A 19,418-nucleotide genomic window follows, 5' to 3' on the forward strand; every position below is an offset into this window, starting at 1 on the left:
AGTTATGGATTGCGAACATAAAACCGAGATTAGAAAATCTGGATTTTTTCGCATAGCTATGAGATTTATTAATGAATGAAATCACTTTCTACATTTTTTAATCTATGTAACTATGTGTTTAAAAAATAACAATCAAATTATCTTAACCCCGGATTTGATTTAAAATATAAAAATGGCAGAAAAAACAATCAGAATTGGAACCCGCGATAGCGAATTGGCACTTTGGCAAGCACACACTGTCGAGAAAAAACTAAACGATCTGGGTTATAAAACCGAAATTATTGCAGTAAAATCTACAGGTGATATTATCCTTGACAAACCACTTTACGAACTTGGCATCACCGGAATTTTCACCAAAACGTTGGATGTTGCTATGATTAATGGTGACGTGGATATTGCCGTTCACTCGATGAAGGATGTACCTACAGCTTTACCAAAAGGTATTGTTCAGGCAGCAGTTTTAGAAAGAGCCAATGTTCTTGATATTCTGGTTCATAAAGGGAATCCTGATTTTGCCAATCCAAGTACAATCGCAACCGGAAGTTTACGTCGTCAGGCGCAATGGTTCAACAAATACCCTAATCATACTGTTGTCGATTTACGCGGAAATGTTAATACCCGTATGCAAAAATTACAGGACAACAACTGGGACGGGGCTGTTTTTGCTGCAGCAGGTTTGGAGCGTATCAACTTAAAACCGGAAAATTATATCGATCTGGACTGGATGATTCCCGCACCGGCACAAGGGGCCATGGTGGTTGTGGCCATGGAAAATGACAACTATGCCCTTGAAGCCCTTTCACAATTAAACGATATTGAAACTGAAATTTGCACCTATATCGAACGCCAGTTTTTAAGAACTCTTGAAGGAGGCTGTACGGCACCAATCGGAGCTTTGGTTCGCTATAATGAAGAAGAGGACACACTTCACTTTCAGGGTGTTTTACTTTCGGTTGATGGAAAACAAAAACTGGAAATCAACAAGACTGTTGAAATTGGAGAGTGGAAAAAACTGGGATTCTTTGCTGCTCAGGAAATTCTAAACAACGGCGGAACAGAATTGATGCAAGCCATTAAAGAATCTTTGAAAAAATAATGAGTAAATCAATTCAAATATTATCCACAAAAAAGCTTTCAACAGAGCAAAGACAAGCCTTAACAACCGCTCATCTTGAAGTTATTGAAGCCGATTTTATTCAAACCGAAAACAAACCTTTCGAAATAAAAGACCTCAACGATAATTTGATTTTCACAAGTCAGAATGCCGTTCATAGTGTTCTCTCCCATCCCAAATCGGAAGAACTGAAAAGTAAAAATGTATTTTGCGTTGGTTTAAAAACCAAGATTCTCTTATCAGAAAATGGATTCAATGTAGTAGCTTACACTGGTTATGCTGCCGATTTAGCCGAAATTATCACTTTAATATACCGCAGTGAAAGTTATACTTTTTTCAGTGGAAATCTTCGCAGAGAAACATTGCCAAAAGCTTTAAAAGATGCTGAAATAAAATTCAATGAAATTCAGGTTTATGACACATCTTTGACCCCGCAGAAAATAAAGACTCCTGTTGATGCTATTCTGTTTTTCAGTCCATCAGGTGTACAAAGTTATCTGAAAGAGAATTCGATTAAAAAAGAAACCTGCTTTTGCATTGGAGAAACTACCGCAGAAGCTTTAGAAAAAATTACCAAAAACATTGTTATTGCAGATCAGCCCACGGTTGAGGATGTGATTGAAGATGTTTTACAAGAATATAAATAATCGCTGTATGCTTTAAGCTTTAGGCTGCAAGCAAACACAAAAAATAAAAAACAAACATCGCTTAAAGCCTAAAGCTTAAAGCCTAAAGCAAAGAAACAATGTTAAAAAACGACCTATTTTTAAAAGCACTAAAAGGAGAAACCGTTCAACGTCCACCAGTTTGGATGATGCGTCAGGCTGGAAGATATTTACCTGAATTTAGAGCTTTACGTGATAAATATGATTTTTTCACCAGATGTGAAACTCCGGAACTGGCTGCCGAAATTACCGTTCAGCCAATCCGCAGAATTGCTCCGGATGCTGCTATTTTATTCTCTGATATTTTAGTGGTTCCGCGTGCAATGGGTATTCATGTAGAATTGAAAGACAATTTAGGTCCAATTATTCCGGATCCTATTCGTACAATGGAACAGGTGAATCAGGTTTTTGTTCCGGATGTAAATGAAACTTTAGGATATGTCTTTGATGCCATTAAATTAACGAAAGAAATGCTGAACGACGAAGTGCCATTAATTGGTTTCGCGGGTTCACCCTGGACAATCTTTTGTTATGCTGTTGAAGGAAAAGGTTCTAAAAGTTTTGATACTGCTAAAGGATTTTGCTTTTCAAACCCGGTTGCAGCACACACTTTATTACAAAAAATTACAGATACGACTATTTTATACTTAAAAGAAAAAGTAAAAGCAGGTGTTAATGCCGTTCAGATTTTTGACTCCTGGGGAGGAATGCTTTCTCCGGTTGACTATCAGGAATTCTCCTGGAAGTACATCAATCAAATTATCGATGCATTGGCAGGGGTTACTCCTGTTATTGTGTTCGGAAAAGGATGCTGGTTTGCCTTAGGCGAAATGGGCAAAAGTAAAGCTTCGGCACTTGGTGTAGACTGGACTTGTACTCCTAGAAATGCTCGTTATTTATCAGGTGGAAATATTACTTTACAAGGTAATTTTGATCCTTCAAGATTACTTTCTCCAATTCCAACCATCAAAAAAATGGTTCACGAAATGATCGACGAATTCGGAAAAGACAAATATATCGTAAATTTAGGTCATGGGATTTTACCAAATATCCCTGTAGATCACGCTAAAGCATTCATTGACGCGGTTAAAGAATACGGAAACTAGTTTTCAGTACGCCGTCTCAGTTTTCAGTTGTCTACCAGAACACTGAAAACTGAGACCGAAAACTGGGACTGAGACTGAAAATTTTAAAAAATGCTGAACAAAGGTTTAAGAGACGAAGAAAAAATAAGAATTGATAACGTCCTCAAGACGTTACGATCACTTGTTTTTGTTCCTTATCCTTTGAATAATACGGAAAAAGAAAATATTAAAAATCAGCTAAAAGAAATCGAACTAAGCTTTGAATCTTTATCTTTTCAAAAAAACGAAGATTTAATCACATTATTAATACAGCTTCATTTTGACTGGGAACATTTAGAGCAATTCGGAGATATTTTAATCGAATTCTCTAAAGATGAAAATTATAATTTCACCGATAAAGCTTTGGCTATTTATGAATATATCCAACAAGAAAGTAAGGTTTTCTCCTTTGGAATTAATGCTAAAATCTCTTCCTTAAAAAACAAATAACGATGAGTTTTACGGACTGGAAAACAGATACAATTGCCAATATTCTTCCTGAGGAATTTTACAACCTCATCGAAAAGAATAGAGACCACATTCAGAAAACATTTCCTGTCACACTTTCTTACTGTCCGGATCTCGAAAAAACAAAGCAGTTTCTTGCTTTCAACCAAGACAAAGAAAATCATAAAGAAGGATATTTTTTCTATCCGAGAGACAACAAAACCAATGCATTAATTGGTTATTTGTGCATCAAAAGCATTGATAATCGTATTTCGAAATGTGAGTTGGGTTATTTTGTTGATGAAGATTATCAGGGAAAAGGAATTACTTCAAAAATGGTTTCCGAAACCTTAGATTTTTGTTTTAATACTTTAAACATGAATAAAGTATTCATCTGTACTTCAAAAATCAACAAAGCAAGTCAGCAGATTGCTTTAAAACATCATTTTAAACAAGAAGGAATATTAAGAGAGGAATTTAAAAACAGTGACGATACTTTAGAAGATGTGGTGTACTTTGGATTACTCCAATCCGAATATCTACTCAAGAAGGATAAATTAACTTCCGGCATTAACCAATTAAAACTTTATATGGGAAGTGCAAAAATGACTTCACTCTCCTATAAAATTCTTTTTTTTGGCTTTTATTATTATTGGCTTTATAAGGCGATAAAATTTTATTTTTTCACAGATAATGCGTCAGGTTACCTGATTTTTATCTATCCGCTATTCATACTCGCACTTACCCTGTTTTATCTAATATCCGTTTTGCTTTTTTTTAAAAAATCTTCCTCTAAGGACTCCTATTATAAATTAATACTACTCCCTCACATCATAGTACCAATATGCACTTTTTTCTATGTTATGGAAAAATATGTTCTTTAGAAATTAAAAACAATGAAAGATAAATTTTACGCCTACATACAACAATTACAAGACCAGATCTGTGCCGGATTAGAAACGGTTGACGGAACTGCAAAATTCCGCGAAGATCTCTGGAAACGCCCGGAAGGCGGCGGCGGAAGAACGCGTGTAATCGAAAATGGTGCCGTTTTTGAAAAAGGAGGTGTCAATATCTCTGCCGTTCACGGAAAACTGCCGGAAGCCATGCAGAAAATGTTTAATGTAGATGAAGCCGATTTCTTCGCCTGCGGATTAAGCCTGGTTCTTCATCCTAAAAACCCAATGGCTCCAACGGTTCATGCGAACTGGCGCTACTTTGAAATGTATGATACTTCGTCTTCACTCAGTACAGGTCCAAGAAAAATAATTCAGCAGTGGTTTGGCGGCGGACAGGATCTAACACCTTACTATCTGTTTGAAGAAGATGCTATTCACTTTCATCAAACCTGCAAAACCGCTTGCGACAAGCATAACCCCGAGTTTTATCCTAAGTATAAAAAGCAATGTGACGCCTATTTCTGGAATGCGCATAGAAACGAAGCACGAGGTATTGGTGGTTTGTTTTTTGATTATTGCAAAGCAACCGAAAGCATGTCAATGGAAGACTGGTACAATTTTGTAACCGAAGTGGGGAACAGTTTCCTGGAGGCTTATGTTCCAATTGTAGAAAGAAGAAAAAATCTGGAATACACAGCCGAAAACAGAAACTGGCAGGAAATCCGTCGTGGTCGTTATGTCGAATTCAATTTAGTTCATGATAAAGGCACCTTGTTCGGTTTGAAAACCAATGGAAGAATTGAAAGCATTTTAATGAGTTTGCCTCCGCACGTACAATGGGTTTACGATCATCACGCAGAAGCCGGAAGCGTTGAGGAAAAATTGATTCAGGTATTGGAAAACCCTGTTGACTGGATTGAATTACAATAGACTTTGTTTGTTTTTTTTGTAAAAAATTTCTCTCGCAAAATAACACCCCTTGAATAGATTTTTGTAGATTTAGTCTTTAAACCCATCAAGGATGATATCTATAAAAATCTGTTACTATGGCAAGCACCTATTCTCAATTATACATTCATATTGTTTTCACCGTTAAAGGCCGACAAAATCTGATTTCCAAAAATTGGAAAGACGAACTCTATAAATACATGACCGGCATTATTAGCAATAAAGGTCAAAAACTAATTGCTATTAACGGAATGCCGGATCATATTCACATTCTGGTCGGATTAAAACCGGATAAGTCGATATCGGATTTAGTAAGAGATATTAAAGCAAATTCTTCAAAATTCATAAATGACAAAAAATGGATTAATGGAAAATTTGAATGGCAAAATGGATTTGGAGCCTTCTCGTATAGCCATTCCCATTTGGCAAATATTATAAGATACATTGAAAATCAAGAAGAACATCACAAAGCAAAAACATTCAAAGAGGAATATATCGGTTTTTTAGAATCGTTTAACGTTGATTTTAAAAACGAATATTTATTTGATGATGTCAACGAATAATATATACAAACATACCGCAATAAATATATCGCTCCTTTGGAGCTTAAAAAATCTAATGCTCATATTCTATAGATATGCCGCTCCTTCGGAGCTCTGTAAAAAATAATGGAATTCTAAAACGAACACAATACCTCAAAAAAATTCTAAAACAATACATACCCAAATCCCAGCGGGATGACATCTTTATAGATATTTTAAGACAATACATAACCAAGTCCCAAAGGGACGACATATTTATATATTTTTTTGTAGATTTAGTTTTTAAACCCCGAAGGGGTGACCTATTAAAAAATAATAATTCCCCTTTGTTAAATTCTGAACCAATATCAGATAATTGCAATTTTTAACCAATGAACTTAAAACTGATTTATATCGTATTCCTCGGAAGCTTTTTAGGGTGTTTTGCTCAAAACGATTCACTGCAGAATCCTTATTTTAAGTCCTATAACAATAAAATTACCGGCAGCGTTTATTATATAGACACTTCAAATAGTTTTCAGATTGCTTCAGGCCCACAGGATTCACAAACATTTCTTAATCTTACTCCAAATAGAAGAGAACAGATTGGTTTTAATCTGAATTACAAAATCATTGATGTTTCTGTTGGTTTCGCTCCAAAATTTCTAAGCCAAAATAAAGGCGATTCTCATTCCAAGCATTTTAATTTCAATACCCGTTTTTACTATAAAAAATGGATGCAGTCCTTTACTTTTATCAATCAGAAAGGGTTTTATATCAGCGATGATAATATAGTGGCACAATTGCCCGATATGCGCACCACAAAAATTGGCGGATCGACGGCTTATGTTTTCAATCCTAAGTTTTCTTTTAAAACATTGGTAAGCCAAAACGAATGGCAGACCAAAAGCTCCGGAAGTTTTATTCCAACTTTTTCTTTTTATTATACCAATCTCAATCTAAACAATACACTGGATTCTTCAAACGCCGATATCTATGTTTTTTCGATAGCACCCTCCTATTTTTATAATTTTGTAATTAGTCAACGCGTTTTAATTGGTGCCGGAATTGCTTTAGGGGTTGGAATTAATGATATTGATGGCGATTCATCTGCGCTGTATCAAGCCGATTTTAATTTAAAACTGGCCTACAACAATGACCGTTTCTTTGCTTTTGCAAGCATCAATACCGTAAGTTTTGCTCAGGACGACAAAGTCAATCCGCGATTGAATGATAATACTGCCACTTTAAAACTTTCTGCCGGTTACCGATTTGATCCACCCAAAAAAATAAAAGAAGTTTACGATAAAGTAAATCAGAAAATAGGTTTGTAATTTTTTAATCCAAAATCTTCATTCTAAAATCTAAAATAAAATAGTATGGTAAATGTGAATAAAGAACAATTGAACCGCATGCAAACCGGAAAAGGATTTATTGCTGCATTAGATCAAAGTGGCGGAAGCACACCAAAAGCATTAGCACAATACGGTGTACAGGAAAGCAGTTATACAACTGAAGAAGAAATGTACACCCTCGTACATGAAATGAGAACCCGAATTATTAAAAGTCCCGCCTTTAGCAGCGAATATATTCTGGGAGCTATTTTGTTCGAAAATACGATGGACCGCAAAATCGATGGGCAATGGACTGCTGACTACTTGTGGGAGCATAAAAATATCGTTCCCTTTCTAAAAGTAGACAAAGGTCTTGCTGAGCTCGAAAACGGGGTACAACTCATGAAACCCATTTCTAACCTGAACGAATTGTTAACTCGCGCTGTAGAACGCAATATTTTCGGAACCAAGATGCGTTCCGTAATCAAAGAAGCCAATGTTACGGGAATTCGCGAAGTCGTTGAACAGCAATTTGCAGTAGGACTTCAAATCTTTAACAAAGGCCTTGTACCAATTATTGAACCTGAGGTCGATATTTATAGCGCCGACAAAGAAAAATCAGAAGAAATTCTAAAAGCAGAAATCATCAAGCAGCTTAATTTACTGGACAAAGATGTAAAAGTGATGCTGAAACTTTCGATTCCAACCGTAAATGATTTTTACAAAGAATTAATGTCCGATCCTCATGTGGTACGTGTAGTGGCATTGTCCGGAGGTTATGCGCAGGAAGAGGCCAACCAAAAACTGGCCCTAAATCACGGATTGATTGCCAGCTTCTCGCGAGCACTTTCGGAAGGGCTAACGTTTGGTCAGTCTGATGATGAATTTAATTCAAAACTTGAAAAATCCATTAACGGAATTTATGAGGCATCGATCCTCTAAAATCAGAATAAAAAATCCCCGAAAAAGATCAGATCTCTTTCGGGGATTTTAGTTTTATAGCGAACTTTAGATTATTTACTCCATTCTTCTGCTAAATCCAACGTTTGTAAAATGATATTTTTATCTGATTTTGAAGCGTTTAATCTCAACTCAAATTTCAATTTGTTATCGATCAGTTTTTTAGGAGACTGTACGGCAATATCACTAAACTGCTCTGACAATCGTTTCAATTTTTCTGAATCTTTCCCTTTTTCTTTGCCAGAATTCTCATAAGCAAATGATGCTCTTGCAAAATTTAACTTTCCGGAGATGTAATTTTTCTTTAACTCCTTTTTTGCTTTCTTAACAAAAAGTCCTTTTCCATCATTAAAATAATCTAAAGTATTGGCTATCAAAACCACATCTTTGTCTTTTTTGATAAAAATAGTCCCATAATCTTCCGTTCCAAAAATTTCATAAAAATCTCCTTTTTGCTCCAGGAATTTTTTGCGAAGTCCCAATTGGATTAACTTATCACCAAAAGTAGGATGCGTCGAGGTAAATACCATAGAGAATAACGGAATGTTCTTCTTCACTTTTTCCTCTGTTATCTTCTCTTCATAATTTTCATCATACCCATATATTTTCTTAGTCACCTCAACTTCATTAACATGATACAAAAACATACTTAAATCACCATCAAAAAGCGTTGCAGTAGCTTCTTCGTCTACGATTGTCGAAATTAAATCCGTAATAACCGTCAAATCTTCTTTTACTAAATACTGACTTTGAAATAAATCTGCCACTAACGTTGGAAATTTTTCCAGTGCCGCCTTCGTATTGATGTGATAAGACATATATCCTAATGGGTTTTCATCCGGAAAATAGTTGAAAATATTTTTGTTAATCTTTCTGTCCGTCATTTTCCCCACAATCTGCGCCATCGGTTCAGCATATTCAACAACTTCCTCAATACGGGCGTTGTCATTCTCAAAATAAAAATCCAGATTAATTCCTTTTACCATATTTGCCGCATTATTCTGCATGGGTAAAAACTTATTGTAACTGGTGAATTTCGATAAAAGACCATAAGCTGAATTTAAACTGGTCATAGCCGAACTGTAATTCAGCCAGGACGAAATATCGGCTGCCCTATTTATTTTTTCAGAAACAGGTGCGGTGAATCCGTTTTCGAACAATGACTTGATAAAAAGGCTTTGTTGTTCGGCTTGTAAAAGATTGAAATCGGCCTCTGCTTTCTCGTATGCTGCATTAGACACCGCTACAGCTTCTTCTGTTTCTTTTGCAGCACTAGCCGCAGCCTCTTCAGCCGATTGCGCAGCTTCTTCTGTTGTTTCCATTGAAGTTTCCTGATAAGGTTCATCTATTGCAATAGAATCCTGCGTTCTGTCTTCCCAATCGTATGATTTTGGCTTGTATTTTTTAGTCAATTCAACCAAAACCAGATAATTATCGTTCCAGACAAATGAAGTCTTTTGATTTTTTGGTGTAAAAACAGCGTATTTGCCATAATCCTGAATTACGGGAACCTCAACTGAATCTGTATTTTTATTCTTTGTATGCTCATCAATTAAGAACTGCTTCACTGCTTCTTTGTTTTTAATGGGAAGCGTCACCTGATAGTACGGAATACTATCAGTGAAGTTACCATGAACGGTTATCTTTTGATCCGATTTAAAAAGAGCTGTATATTTCTTAAGATCGATACTGACTTTGCCTTCTTTGTATTTACTAATTAACGGATGATTTACTATTTGATCAACGCTTACTTTTTTCGAAAGCTGATCTCCGTTAAACTGTACAAAATAATCGTAGGATTTTGAATTGATCTGTCCAAAAGTCAAATGTGTGGCTAATACTAAAAATAAAATATAAAATTGCTTCATAAATCAAGGGGTTAATTGGATTGTATTGTTCATTAAGGCCGATTTTTTAAGTACGTTGTACATACTTTGTTTTAAGAAAACGGTCTTTTTGTTTGGTGAAATTCTGCTGTTCGGATTCTCTACGGCCTTAACATCTTTATCAAAAGTATAAATCGCGGTAATACTTGCCGCTTCCAGATCTTCCTTTTTCTTCGGATCTTTTACTACTTTTTCAGGAACCGGATACGAGGCGATCCTTTCAAAACTTTTGGCATTGCTGCTAAAATGAACTTGATTGCTCTGATTGTTTATCGTATTAACAACAGCGTTGAGCGCTTTCAGATTGCCATAATTGAGTTTGATGATAAAGACATACTGATCAAAATCAGTTTTAGTGGTTACATTGGTAATACCGTCAATTTTTAAGGCTTTGACTTTAAAATCTTCCAGTTTTTTGGTGATTTCCTGTTCGTTTGGGATTTTCACACCATCAACCTCTTCCATCCACATGGCCGATTTTGTCTTAAACCATGATTTCGAAAAATCAACCATCAGCGTGTACTCTCCACTTTGGTCGTCATGGTGTTTGATTCTTTCTGTTATTTCGAAACAGCTGGTTAGCAGTAAACAACAGCATAATGCGAGAAATTTCTTCATTAGACAAATTTATAGGTAAATATTCAAAAAAACCAGAGCCTGAAAGTTAATTCTAAATTTACATCCCCAATTGCTTTTTGAAACTTTACGAACGAAGACATAACTGCCATATTCTGCAAATTTTTAGATAATATTAACGGATTCTACCGGGGGCTAAACGCCTTATTCTGTTCCTTTTTCTTTAACTTTGTGGCACTTATTAAAAAGTAACACAATCTTCAAAAAAACAAAAAACAATACACTTTAGAAAGTAGGATTCTCCACCATATTTCGAAGAAATCGGTTGCAATCTAAAATCTAAAATCTAAAATCTAAATTTTTATGTTCCCATTACAAAGAAACCGCCGTTTAAGAACCAATGAATCCATTCGTTCTTTAGTTCGTGAAACCAGTTTAAGTCCACAGGATTTTATGCTTCCGATGTTTGTTACTGAAGGAAAAGATGTAAAAGTAGCCATACCGTCTATGCCGGGAATTTACCGTCATTCTCTGGACCATACGATTAAAGAAGTAAAAGAAGCCTGGGATTTAGGGATTAAAGCGGTGAACATCTACGTAAAAATCAGCGATCATTTAAAAGACAATAAAGGTGTTGAGGCCTGGAACAAAGACGGTTTGATGCAGCAAACGATCCGCGCGATAAAAGATGCTGTTCCTGAAATGATTGTAATGCCGGATGTGGCTCTGGATCCTTATTCAATTTATGGTCATGATGGAATTATAGAAAACGGACAGCTTTTGAATGACCCTACAGTTGATGCTTTAACCAGAATGAGTTTAAGTCACGCAGAGGCGGGAGCCGATTTTGTTGCGCCAAGTGATATGATGGACGGAAGGGTTTTAGCCATTAGAAAAGCATTGGAAGAAAACGGACATCACAATGTAGGAATCATGAGCTACAGTGCCAAATATGCTTCGGCATTTTACGGACCATTTCGTGACGCTTTAGATTCTGCTCCTGTAGATTCTCAAAATATCCCAAAAGATAAGAAAACCTACCAAATGGATTATGCCAACCGAATTGAAGGAATTCGTGAAGCTTTATTAGATGTTGAAGAGGGTGCAGATATCGTTATGGTAAAACCGGGAATCGCTTATTTAGACATTGTTCGTGAGATAAAAAACACTGTTCAGGTACCCGTTGCTGTTTACCAAGTATCTGGTGAGTACGCTATGGTAAAGGCCGCAGCAGAAAGAGGATGGTTAGATCACGACAAAATTATGTTAGAGCAACTTTATTGCATTAAGCGTGCAGGTGCCAATATTATCACGACTTATTTTGCAAAAGAAGCAGCAGTATTACTAAACAAATAATATGAAAAAAATACTATTCTTATCGGCCATTTTAGCGTTTGCATCTTGTAAAAAAGAAACTGCAGAAACGCCAGTTGAAACTACAACAGAAGCTTATTCAGAAGGAGAAACAGCAAAAGCCAAAACTCCGGAAGAATTTGGAAAACAAATTTTTGAAGGACAGGGAAATTGTTTCTCCTGCCATCAGCCGGACAAAAAAGTAATTGGTCCAAGCATTCAGGAAATAGCCAAAATATACAAAGACAAAAACGCAGATATTGTTACTTTCCTGAAAGGAAATGCTGATCCTATTGTTGATCCGAGTCAGTTTGCCGTTATGAAGACTAATTTTCCGGTAACACAGGCGATGTCGGATGAAGAACTAAAAGCGATTGAAACCTATATTTACAGCCATTTAAAGTAAGATTATCGTTTCCTGCTGACATACTGTTGTCATTGCGTCATTTTACCTTTACAGCTTAACAAAAAACATGTAAGATGGAACAAAAATTCAATGTGATTGGTATTTCAATAAGAACGACTAACGAAAATGGCCAATCGGGGACAGATATTCCGGCACTTTGGAATCGATTTATGTCAGAAGGAATTCTTCAAAAAATTCCCAATAAAACAAGTAATGCGATCTATTGTATCTATACGGACTATGAAAAGGATTATACGCGCCCTTATACCACTATACTGGGCTGTGTAGTAGAAAATCTAACTGTTATTCCGGAAGGAATGGTTGCCAAAACAATCTCCGGAGTCCATTACCAAAAGTTTACTGCCAAAGGCAATCTTGCTGATGGCATTGTGATTAACGAATGGATGAAAATTTGGAACTCGGATTTAGACAGACTTTATACCGAAGATTTTGAAATTTACGGGGAACAGGCTCAAAATCCTGAAGATGCAGAGGTTGATATCTATATTGCTGTTAAATAATATAAATCGACATAAAGACATCAATGAGTTATTTATTCTACGTGGATTAGTACAGATTTCTTTTCATCGAGATCATCGTAAAACAAATTTTAAAGAAAGAACTCTGTCAAAGACATTCCTTACACTTCGAGAGATAAAAGAGACTAAACAAAAACGGCGCTAAAATTAGCGCCGTTTTTTATGGTTTTTCTGTTACCAGATTTTAACTCTTTTATCAGGATCAATGTACATTTTGTCTCCTTTTTTAATATCGAAAGCCTTGTAAAAAGCATCAACATTTTGAATTGGCACTACAGCTCTGTACATTCCAGGTGAATGCGGGTCTGTTTTAACCTGGCTTTTTATAGCCTCATCTCTTGATTTCGTTCTCCATACGGTAGCCCATGAAATAAAGAAACGCTGCTCAGGTGTAAATCCATCAATTAATCCCGGATTTCCATTGGCTTTCAAATACAATTGCAATCCATCGTAAGCTGCATTAATTCCACCTAAATCACCAATATTTTCACCTAAAGTAAATTTACCGTCTACGTGAATTCCAGGCAGGGGCTCTAAAGCGCTGTACTGCGCTGCAAGAGCTGCTCCAAGAGCTGTAAATTGTTTCAAATCTTCCGGTGTCCACCAGTCTACAAGATTACCATCAGCATTGTAACGTGCTCCTGAATCATCAAACCCGTGAGAAATCTCGTGTCCGATTACTGCTCCAATTCCACCGTAGTTCACCGCTTCGTCTGCCTGATAATTATAAAAAGGCGGTTGGAGGATCGCTGCCGGGAAAACAATCTCGTTGTAAGATGGGTTGAAATAAGCATTTACCGTTTGCGGAGACATTCCCCACTCTGTTTTATCAACCGGTTTTCCTAATTTAGCCAGGTTCTCAGCATAAGCCCATTTTGATATACTTCTCATATTGTCAAAATAGGTTCCGCCTTCCCCTACATTTTTAAGTTCTAAAGCCGAATAGTCTTTCCATTTATCAGGATATCCGATTTTAATGGTTAGTTTTTTCAATTTCTCAATGGCTTTTACTTTGGTTTGTTGCGACATCCAAGGCAATGCATTAATTCTGTTTTCGTAAGCCAGCATTACATTAGCAATCATTTTCTTTGCTTTGTCTTTTGCTTCAGCAGGGAATAATTTCTCTACATACAATTTTCCTAAAGCTTCACCGGTTGCAGTATTAATTACCTGTAACGCCATTTCTTCACGAGGACGCTGTTTTAAAGCACCTGTCAACGTTTTTCCATAGAAATCAAAATTAGCATTTTCGATATCTGTACTCAAAGTCGAAGCAGTTCTGTTTAATAGAGACCATTTTAAGTATGCTTTCCATGCTTCTACTTTCTTTTCTGAAAGTGTTTTTTCTAAAGCAATCATATAACGCGGTTGCGCCACATTTACACTATCCAATTTTGCCATTCCAATTCCGGTAAAATATTTTTCCCATTCAACAGAAGGCGTATTCTTTTTTAAATCAGCAATTGCTGTTGGATTGTATTGTTTTCTACGGTCTCTACGCTCAACACGGTCTAATCTTGGAGCAGACAATTCGATTTCTAAAGCCAGAATTTGTTTGGCACTTTCTTTTGCTTTTGCAGGAGACTCTCCTAAAAACTGCATCATTCTGGCAACGTGTACTTCATACTTTTCACGTTTTTCTTTTGAATCTTTATCATCAGCGTTGTAATAATCTTTGTCTGACAATCCTAAACCACCAGGACCTAAGTTAACGGTATTTTTGTTACTGTTTTTAGCATCTGCCCCAACAAAAACACCAAAGAAACCAATACCACCTTGTGGCTGCATTTCGATAAAGAAGTTTTGAAGATCTGTTACATTTTTAATGGCATCGATCTTTTTTAAGAAAGGCTGAAGCGGTGTAACTCCTCTTTTATTACGTCCAACAGTATCTAAAATCGTATTGAATAAAGCAATCGCTTTACCCTGATCTGTATTGGATTTGTACTTAGGATCTTTTGATGCTTCTTTTAAGATAGCAAGTGCATCATTATCAGTTTTCTGACGTAGTTCATTGAAACTTCCCCATGAATTTCTATCACTTGGAATTTCAGTTTTGTCCAACCAGGTTCCGTTTACATATCTAAAGAAGTCTTCTTTCGGACTTACTTTGGTATTCATATTAGACAGATTGATACCCGGTTCTTTTGGTTTTGCACTTTGTGCGTTTACTGCGGTAATGGTAACCATTGCAGAAACAACACAAAACATTGGTTTTCGTAGTTGTTTGATCATTTTTCTTTGTAGTTTTTAGTATATACACAAACATATTCTAATTATTCCAAACATCATGTTAAATTTTTCACATAAAATGGACTCCGGAATGCCTTCAGACTATGGCCTGCTTCTATACCGATGATGAGTTAGATGGTTTAAAATGGCCCTCAGATTTTGCGGATTAAAAACAATAGTTAACTCTCCTTTATTTTTATAGTACATCCTTAAAATTAAAAATCTGCTAAATCTGTGTAAAAAAACAGATGAAGGACTTTACAGAAATCAAAAACGACGCTAGTTTAGCGTCGTTTTCTATGATTTTATCTGTTACCAGATTTTTACTCTTTTATCAGGATCAATATACATTTTGTCTCCCTTTTTAATTCCGAAAGCATCGTAAAAGGCATCTACGTTCTGAACCGGAACAACTGCTCTGTACATTCCAGGTGAATGCGGGTCTGTTTTTACCTGATTTTTAAGCGCTTCGTCTCTCGTTTTGGTTCTCCACACAGTTGCCCATGAGATAAAGAAACGTTGCTCCGGAGTAAATCCGTCAATCAATCCCGGATTACCGTGTGCTTTTAAATACAATTGCAAACCATCATAAGCGGCATTAATACCTCCTAAATCACCAATATTTTCGCCTAACGTAAATTTACCGTCAACATGAATACCCGGTAAAGGCTGTAAAGCGCTGTATTGATCTGCCAAAGCAGTACCAAGTGCCGTAAATTGTTTTAAATCTTCCGGTGTCCACCAGTCTACTAAGTTTCCTTCGGCATTGTAACGTGCTCCTGAATCATCAAAACCATGAGAGATTTCATGACCAATAACTGCTCCGATACCACCATAATTTACCGCTTCATCAGCTTGATAATTGTAGAAAGGAGGCTGTAAAATTGCTGCCGGGAATACGATCTCGTTGTACGATGGGTTGAAATAAGCATTTACAGTCTGTGGCGACATTCCCCACTCGGTTTTATCAACCGGTTTGTATAATTTGTCGATTCCTTTTTTGAAATTCCACTTAGACAGATTTATCATATTTTCGAAATAACTTCCCCCCTCTGCTACACCTTTAATTTCAAGGGCCGAATAGTCTTTCCATTTATCCGGATACCCCACTTTTACAGTAAGCTTGTCCAGTTTTTCAATCGCTTTTATCTTTGTAGCCGCAGACATCCAGGTCAAATTATTAATACGGGTTTTGTATGCCTGAATTACGTTATGAATCATGTCTACTGCTTTTGCTTTTGCTTCGGCAGGAAACACTTTCTCTACATATAACTTACCTAATGCTTCACCAACACTTGAGTTAACCACTTGCAATGCTTTTTCTTCACGTGGCAATTGTTTGATTGCTCCTCTTAAGGTCTTGCTGTAAAAATCAAAATTAGCCGTCTCCAAATCTGTTGACAACTCACTTGCATAAGAGGTAAGCAAGTCCCATTTCAGGTATTCTTTCCACAGTGCTACTTTATTCTCTGTAAAAACAGTTTGTAAAGCCTTCATGTATTTAGGCTCCGTCACTACTATACTCTGTAATTTTGCTAAACCAAGACTTGAAAGATAAGCATCCCAATTAATGGCAGGCGTTAATTTTTGAAGTTCAGCAACGGTCATTGGATTGTATTGCAAACGACTGTCTCTGCTTTCTACACGATTCAGTCTCGGTTTTGACAATTGTGTTTCTAAGGCTAAAATTCCGGCTGCACTTTCCTTTGCTTTTTCCGGCGATTCGCCAAGAAATTGCATCATTCTCGCCACATGAAGTACATATTTTGAACGCTTTTCTTTAGAATCTTTATCTTCAGAGATATAATAATCCTGATCCGGCAATCCTAATCTATTTGGATAAAGCATTACGGAGTTCTTAGAACTGTTTTTCTCATCGGCGCCAATATAAATTCCGAAAAATACACTATTACCTTCCTGTCCGATTTCAGTCAGGTATTTTTGAAGATCAGCGATGTTTTTAATCGCATCAATTTTTTTAAAGTAAGGCTGCAACGGTTTTATACCCGCTTTGTTTCTCCCAACGGTATCTAAAATCGTCGAAAACAAGTTTACTGCTTTACCCTGATCAGTATCTGATTTGTACTTTGGATTTTTAGAAGCTTCTTTCAGAATAGACATTGCGTCTTTATCTGTTTTTTTGATCAATTCATTAAAACTTCCCCAAGTGGTACGATCACTTGGAATTTCAGTTTTACTAAGCCAGGTTCCGTTTACATATTGGAAAAAATCCTGACTGGCGCTGATTTTAGGATTCATGTACGAAACATTAATACCAGGCTCTTTGGAAGTTGCATTCTGAGCATTGACTGCTGTAAATGAAACTGCTGAAAAAAGGGCGCAGAACAAAGGTCTGCTAAATTGTCTTTTCATTTATATTTAAGTTTTGGTGGTTGCACAAACGTATTCCTAATATCCGAAACGTTATGTTAAATTTTTTAAAATAATCGGAAAAAAATCAATAATCATAACATCAGAATAGCTACTAAAAAATATTTCCGTTTATTTATCATCGATTTTTAACTCTATATTAGAATACTTTTTCGAATATTTGTTACACCGAATTTAAATAAAAGTGAAAGCAAAAATTCAGAATGCCGTTTCAGGAAAAATTGAAGCTATCGGATTACCGATTTTGGCTTTATGCTGGGTAAGTTTTTTTTGGGGAACCACCTGGCTGGCCTCTAAAGAAGGAGTAAAACACATGCCTGCTTTACAACTGGCAACCATTCGTCAGTTTTTAGGCGGAATTTTATATGTCGGATATTTTCTTCTGAAAAAACAGCCCTGGCCAAAAGGCCGACAGTGGCGTACAATCATAATTCTGGCCTTCCTGAATTTTGTATGCAGCAACGGCTTAAGTACCTGGGGGGTAAAATATATGAGCAGCGGACTTGGAGCGATCATTAGTGCTTTATTTCCGATCTGGATTATCATCATCAACTTCTTTAACGGTCAGAAAATTGCAAAAATGGCTTTGATAGGGATCCTGATCAGTTTTGGAGGGGTTTGTATTATTTTTATGGACTATATCTCTGATTTTCTCCGACCTGATTTTCAATTCGGAATTATACTGATGACGGCTTCTACCATAACCTGGGCTTTCGGAATACTTGAAACAAAAAAGAAAGCATCGAGTTTTAACCCCTATTTCAGTTTAGGATTGCAAATGCTGATTTCCAGCGTTTTTCTTTTTGGAATTACGGAAGCTGCGGGAGTTAATATTCCTCTAAGTGAGATTCCATTGCCTTCTTTGTGGTCTATTGCCTATCTGGTTCTTATTGGGTCGGTATTAACTTTCATTGCATTTATCTATTCGCTGCAGCATCTTCCCACAGAAATCAGCAGTATTTATGTGTACATCAATCCAATTGTTGCGATGATTTTAGGTTCGTTCATTTTTGGAGAAACCCTTACGCAGGCGATCGCGATTGGTACCATCGTAACCTTAACAGGACTGTATTTGGTAAACAAGACTATTCGGAAAACCAAAAAATAGAGAATTTGTTTCTTGGTATAAATTTGCTTTAGTCCTTTCAGGGCATTGGGTATTATTATTATCAGTCCTAGCGCGTTGTGCCATACTGGTGCTTTTGGGCTTTCAGTCCTTTTTTACTCCCTATAACCTGTTAAAAACTAAGCGCTCTTAGGATTTTGAGAAGTGCTTTTCGTATTTTTGCCCCCAAATTGCTTTTATGAAATCTTTTCTATACAAATACCGTAAATTCTTTATTGTTCTTATTGTATTTTCAACCGTTACAATATCTTTATTTTACTCGGCTTTAAAACCGCAAAAAACTTTACCTATTTACAATCCTGCCGATGTAAATCCGGAACTGGTAGATAGTACGGTTCAATATAAAAGCAAATACCATACAATTGCCGATTTTTCGTTTGTGAATCAAAACGGAGATACTATTACCCAGAAAAATTACGAGGGAAAAATATATGTGGCCGACTTTTTCTTCACCACCTGCGGTTCAATCTGCCCAAAAATGACAACCAACTTGGAGGATGTTCAAAAAGCCGTTTTAAACAATCCGAAAGTAATGCTGCTTTCTCATACGGTATTTCCTGAGGTTGACAGTATCCCTGTTCTAAAAGCTTATGCCATAAAACATGGTGTGGTCGACAGCAAATGGAATCTGGTTACGGGCGATAAAAAAGAAATTTATACGATGGCACGAAAATCATATCTGGCTGTAAAACTCGGGCGTCCTGATCAGCTTTACGACATGGTGCATACTGAGAATTTTGTTTTGGTAGATCAAAAAAGACGTGTTCGTGGTTTTTATGACGGAACAAATAAGGAAGAAATTAAACGTCTTTTAGAAGACATTAATTTTCTGTGTCAGGAGTAATCCCTCGAAAGAACAATCGCGAAATTCATTAAAATCGATCTAAAATCCCTTAT

The 19,418-nt window shown here is 36.4% G+C and carries 18 protein-coding genes; 14 read left to right on the plus strand and 4 right to left on the minus strand.

Annotated elements, in window-relative coordinates:
* Positions 1-172: 172 nt before the first annotated feature.
* The 9 genes from hemC (at position 173) to OLM58_RS07080 (ending at position 7,994) form a co-directional block, all read left to right on the plus strand.
* Positions 173-1,096 (plus strand): hydroxymethylbilane synthase, encoded by a 924-nt coding sequence (hemC, locus tag OLM58_RS07040; protein ID WP_070906283.1) that lies wholly within the window; start codon positions 173-175, stop codon positions 1,094-1,096.
* A complete protein-coding gene (locus OLM58_RS07045; protein WP_264531735.1) occupies positions 1,096-1,761 on the plus strand; it encodes a uroporphyrinogen-III synthase in 666 nt (221 codons plus the stop codon). Before hemC ends, OLM58_RS07045 begins: the two co-directional genes overlap by 1 nt.
* Before the next feature lie 98 nt (positions 1,762-1,859).
* On the plus strand, positions 1,860-2,885 hold the full coding sequence (hemE, locus tag OLM58_RS07050) for a uroporphyrinogen decarboxylase (protein ID WP_264531736.1): 1,026 nt from the start codon (positions 1,860-1,862) through the stop codon (positions 2,883-2,885).
* 90 nt (positions 2,886-2,975) lie between these two features.
* Positions 2,976-3,353 carry a hypothetical protein gene (locus OLM58_RS07055; RefSeq protein WP_264531737.1) on the plus strand — a complete coding sequence of 126 codons (378 nt, stop codon included), beginning with the start codon at positions 2,976-2,978 and terminating at the stop codon, positions 3,351-3,353.
* Positions 3,354-3,355: 2 nt separating this feature from the next.
* On the plus strand, positions 3,356-4,234 hold the full coding sequence (locus OLM58_RS07060) for a GNAT family N-acetyltransferase (protein ID WP_264531738.1): 879 nt from the start codon (positions 3,356-3,358) through the stop codon (positions 4,232-4,234).
* Positions 4,235-4,246: 12 nt separating this feature from the next.
* Positions 4,247-5,179, plus strand: coding sequence for an oxygen-dependent coproporphyrinogen oxidase (hemF, locus tag OLM58_RS07065; protein ID WP_264531739.1), 933 nt, complete (start codon positions 4,247-4,249; stop codon positions 5,177-5,179).
* 116 nt (positions 5,180-5,295) lie between these two features.
* Positions 5,296-5,760: an IS200/IS605 family transposase gene (gene tnpA / locus OLM58_RS07070; protein ID WP_264531740.1), complete on the plus strand. Its 465-nt coding sequence runs from the start codon at positions 5,296-5,298 to the stop codon at positions 5,758-5,760.
* 350 nt (positions 5,761-6,110) lie between these two features.
* Complete coding sequence (locus OLM58_RS07075; protein WP_264531741.1) at positions 6,111-7,052, plus strand: DUF4421 domain-containing protein; 942 nt, start codon at positions 6,111-6,113, stop codon at positions 7,050-7,052.
* A 54-nt stretch (positions 7,053-7,106) separates the two neighbouring features.
* Positions 7,107-7,994, plus strand: coding sequence for a fructose bisphosphate aldolase (locus tag OLM58_RS07080; protein WP_264532432.1), 888 nt, complete (start codon positions 7,107-7,109; stop codon positions 7,992-7,994).
* 71 nt (positions 7,995-8,065) lie between these two features.
* Here OLM58_RS07080 and OLM58_RS07085 read toward each other — a convergent pair whose 3' ends face one another.
* Positions 8,066-9,880 (minus strand): hypothetical protein, encoded by a 1,815-nt coding sequence (locus tag OLM58_RS07085; protein WP_264531742.1) that lies wholly within the window; start codon positions 9,878-9,880, stop codon positions 8,066-8,068.
* A gap of 3 nt (positions 9,881-9,883) precedes the next feature.
* Positions 9,884-10,516 (minus strand): hypothetical protein, encoded by a 633-nt coding sequence (locus OLM58_RS07090; protein ID WP_264531743.1) that lies wholly within the window; start codon positions 10,514-10,516, stop codon positions 9,884-9,886.
* A 321-nt stretch (positions 10,517-10,837) separates the two neighbouring features.
* Here OLM58_RS07090 and hemB point away from each other — a divergent pair, with 321 nt between their 5' ends.
* From hemB to OLM58_RS07105, 3 genes are all read left to right on the plus strand, one after another.
* Positions 10,838-11,830, plus strand: a complete 993-nt coding sequence (gene hemB / locus OLM58_RS07095; protein WP_264531744.1) for a porphobilinogen synthase — start codon at positions 10,838-10,840, stop codon at positions 11,828-11,830.
* Position 11,831: 1 nt separating this feature from the next.
* Positions 11,832-12,233 (plus strand): c-type cytochrome, encoded by a 402-nt coding sequence (locus OLM58_RS07100; RefSeq protein ID WP_264531745.1) that lies wholly within the window; start codon positions 11,832-11,834, stop codon positions 12,231-12,233.
* A 74-nt stretch (positions 12,234-12,307) separates the two neighbouring features.
* Complete coding sequence (locus OLM58_RS07105; RefSeq protein WP_264531746.1) at positions 12,308-12,754, plus strand: GyrI-like domain-containing protein; 447 nt, start codon at positions 12,308-12,310, stop codon at positions 12,752-12,754.
* A 192-nt stretch (positions 12,755-12,946) separates the two neighbouring features.
* Here OLM58_RS07105 and OLM58_RS07110 read toward each other — a convergent pair whose 3' ends face one another.
* Complete coding sequence (locus OLM58_RS07110) at positions 12,947-15,007, minus strand: M13 family metallopeptidase (protein WP_264531747.1); 2,061 nt, start codon at positions 15,005-15,007, stop codon at positions 12,947-12,949.
* A 309-nt stretch (positions 15,008-15,316) separates the two neighbouring features.
* Positions 15,317-17,377, minus strand: coding sequence for a M13 family metallopeptidase (locus tag OLM58_RS07115; protein WP_264531748.1), 2,061 nt, complete (start codon positions 17,375-17,377; stop codon positions 15,317-15,319).
* A gap of 202 nt (positions 17,378-17,579) precedes the next feature.
* Between OLM58_RS07115 and OLM58_RS07120 the strand changes: the two genes are divergently transcribed.
* Together OLM58_RS07120 and OLM58_RS07125 are read left to right on the plus strand one after the other, a co-directional pair.
* Positions 17,580-18,503 (plus strand): DMT family transporter, encoded by a 924-nt coding sequence (locus OLM58_RS07120; protein WP_264531749.1) that lies wholly within the window; start codon positions 17,580-17,582, stop codon positions 18,501-18,503.
* Between the two features lie 196 nt (positions 18,504-18,699).
* Entirely contained in the window at positions 18,700-19,365 is a 666-nt protein-coding gene (locus OLM58_RS07125; protein WP_017495804.1) for an SCO family protein, read from the plus strand.
* The last annotated feature ends 53 nt before the right edge of the window (positions 19,366-19,418 follow it).

Origin of the sequence: Flavobacterium sp. N502540, assembly GCF_025947365.1 — a bacterium.
Lineage (GTDB): Bacteria > Bacteroidota > Bacteroidia > Flavobacteriales > Flavobacteriaceae > Flavobacterium.

Excerpts from the sequence above, each read along its gene's own strand:
- OLM58_RS07105 (WP_264531746.1), top strand. The coding sequence starts at position 12,308 with ATGGAACAAAAATTCAATGTGATTGGTATTTCAATAAGAACGACTAAC.
- OLM58_RS07100 (WP_264531745.1), top strand. The coding sequence starts at position 11,832 with ATGAAAAAAATACTATTCTTATCGGCCATTTTAGCGTTTGCATCTTGT.
- hemC (WP_070906283.1), top strand. The coding sequence starts at position 173 with ATGGCAGAAAAAACAATCAGAATTGGAACCCGCGATAGCGAATTGGCA.
- OLM58_RS07110 (WP_264531747.1), bottom strand. The coding sequence starts at position 15,007 with ATGATCAAACAACTACGAAAACCAATGTTTTGTGTTGTTTCTGCAATG.
- OLM58_RS07075 (WP_264531741.1), top strand. The coding sequence starts at position 6,111 with ATGAACTTAAAACTGATTTATATCGTATTCCTCGGAAGCTTTTTAGGG.
- OLM58_RS07115 (WP_264531748.1), bottom strand. The coding sequence starts at position 17,377 with ATGAAAAGACAATTTAGCAGACCTTTGTTCTGCGCCCTTTTTTCAGCA.
- hemF (WP_264531739.1), top strand. The coding sequence starts at position 4,247 with ATGAAAGATAAATTTTACGCCTACATACAACAATTACAAGACCAGATC.
- hemE (WP_264531736.1), top strand. The coding sequence starts at position 1,860 with ATGTTAAAAAACGACCTATTTTTAAAAGCACTAAAAGGAGAAACCGTT.
- OLM58_RS07090 (WP_264531743.1), bottom strand. The coding sequence starts at position 10,516 with ATGAAGAAATTTCTCGCATTATGCTGTTGTTTACTGCTAACCAGCTGT.
- OLM58_RS07125 (WP_017495804.1), top strand. The coding sequence starts at position 18,700 with ATGAAATCTTTTCTATACAAATACCGTAAATTCTTTATTGTTCTTATT.
- tnpA (WP_264531740.1), top strand. The coding sequence starts at position 5,296 with ATGGCAAGCACCTATTCTCAATTATACATTCATATTGTTTTCACCGTT.
- OLM58_RS07045 (WP_264531735.1), top strand. The coding sequence starts at position 1,096 with ATGAGTAAATCAATTCAAATATTATCCACAAAAAAGCTTTCAACAGAG.
- hemB (WP_264531744.1), top strand. The coding sequence starts at position 10,838 with ATGTTCCCATTACAAAGAAACCGCCGTTTAAGAACCAATGAATCCATT.
- OLM58_RS07085 (WP_264531742.1), bottom strand. The coding sequence starts at position 9,880 with ATGAAGCAATTTTATATTTTATTTTTAGTATTAGCCACACATTTGACT.
- OLM58_RS07055 (WP_264531737.1), top strand. The coding sequence starts at position 2,976 with ATGCTGAACAAAGGTTTAAGAGACGAAGAAAAAATAAGAATTGATAAC.
- OLM58_RS07060 (WP_264531738.1), top strand. The coding sequence starts at position 3,356 with ATGAGTTTTACGGACTGGAAAACAGATACAATTGCCAATATTCTTCCT.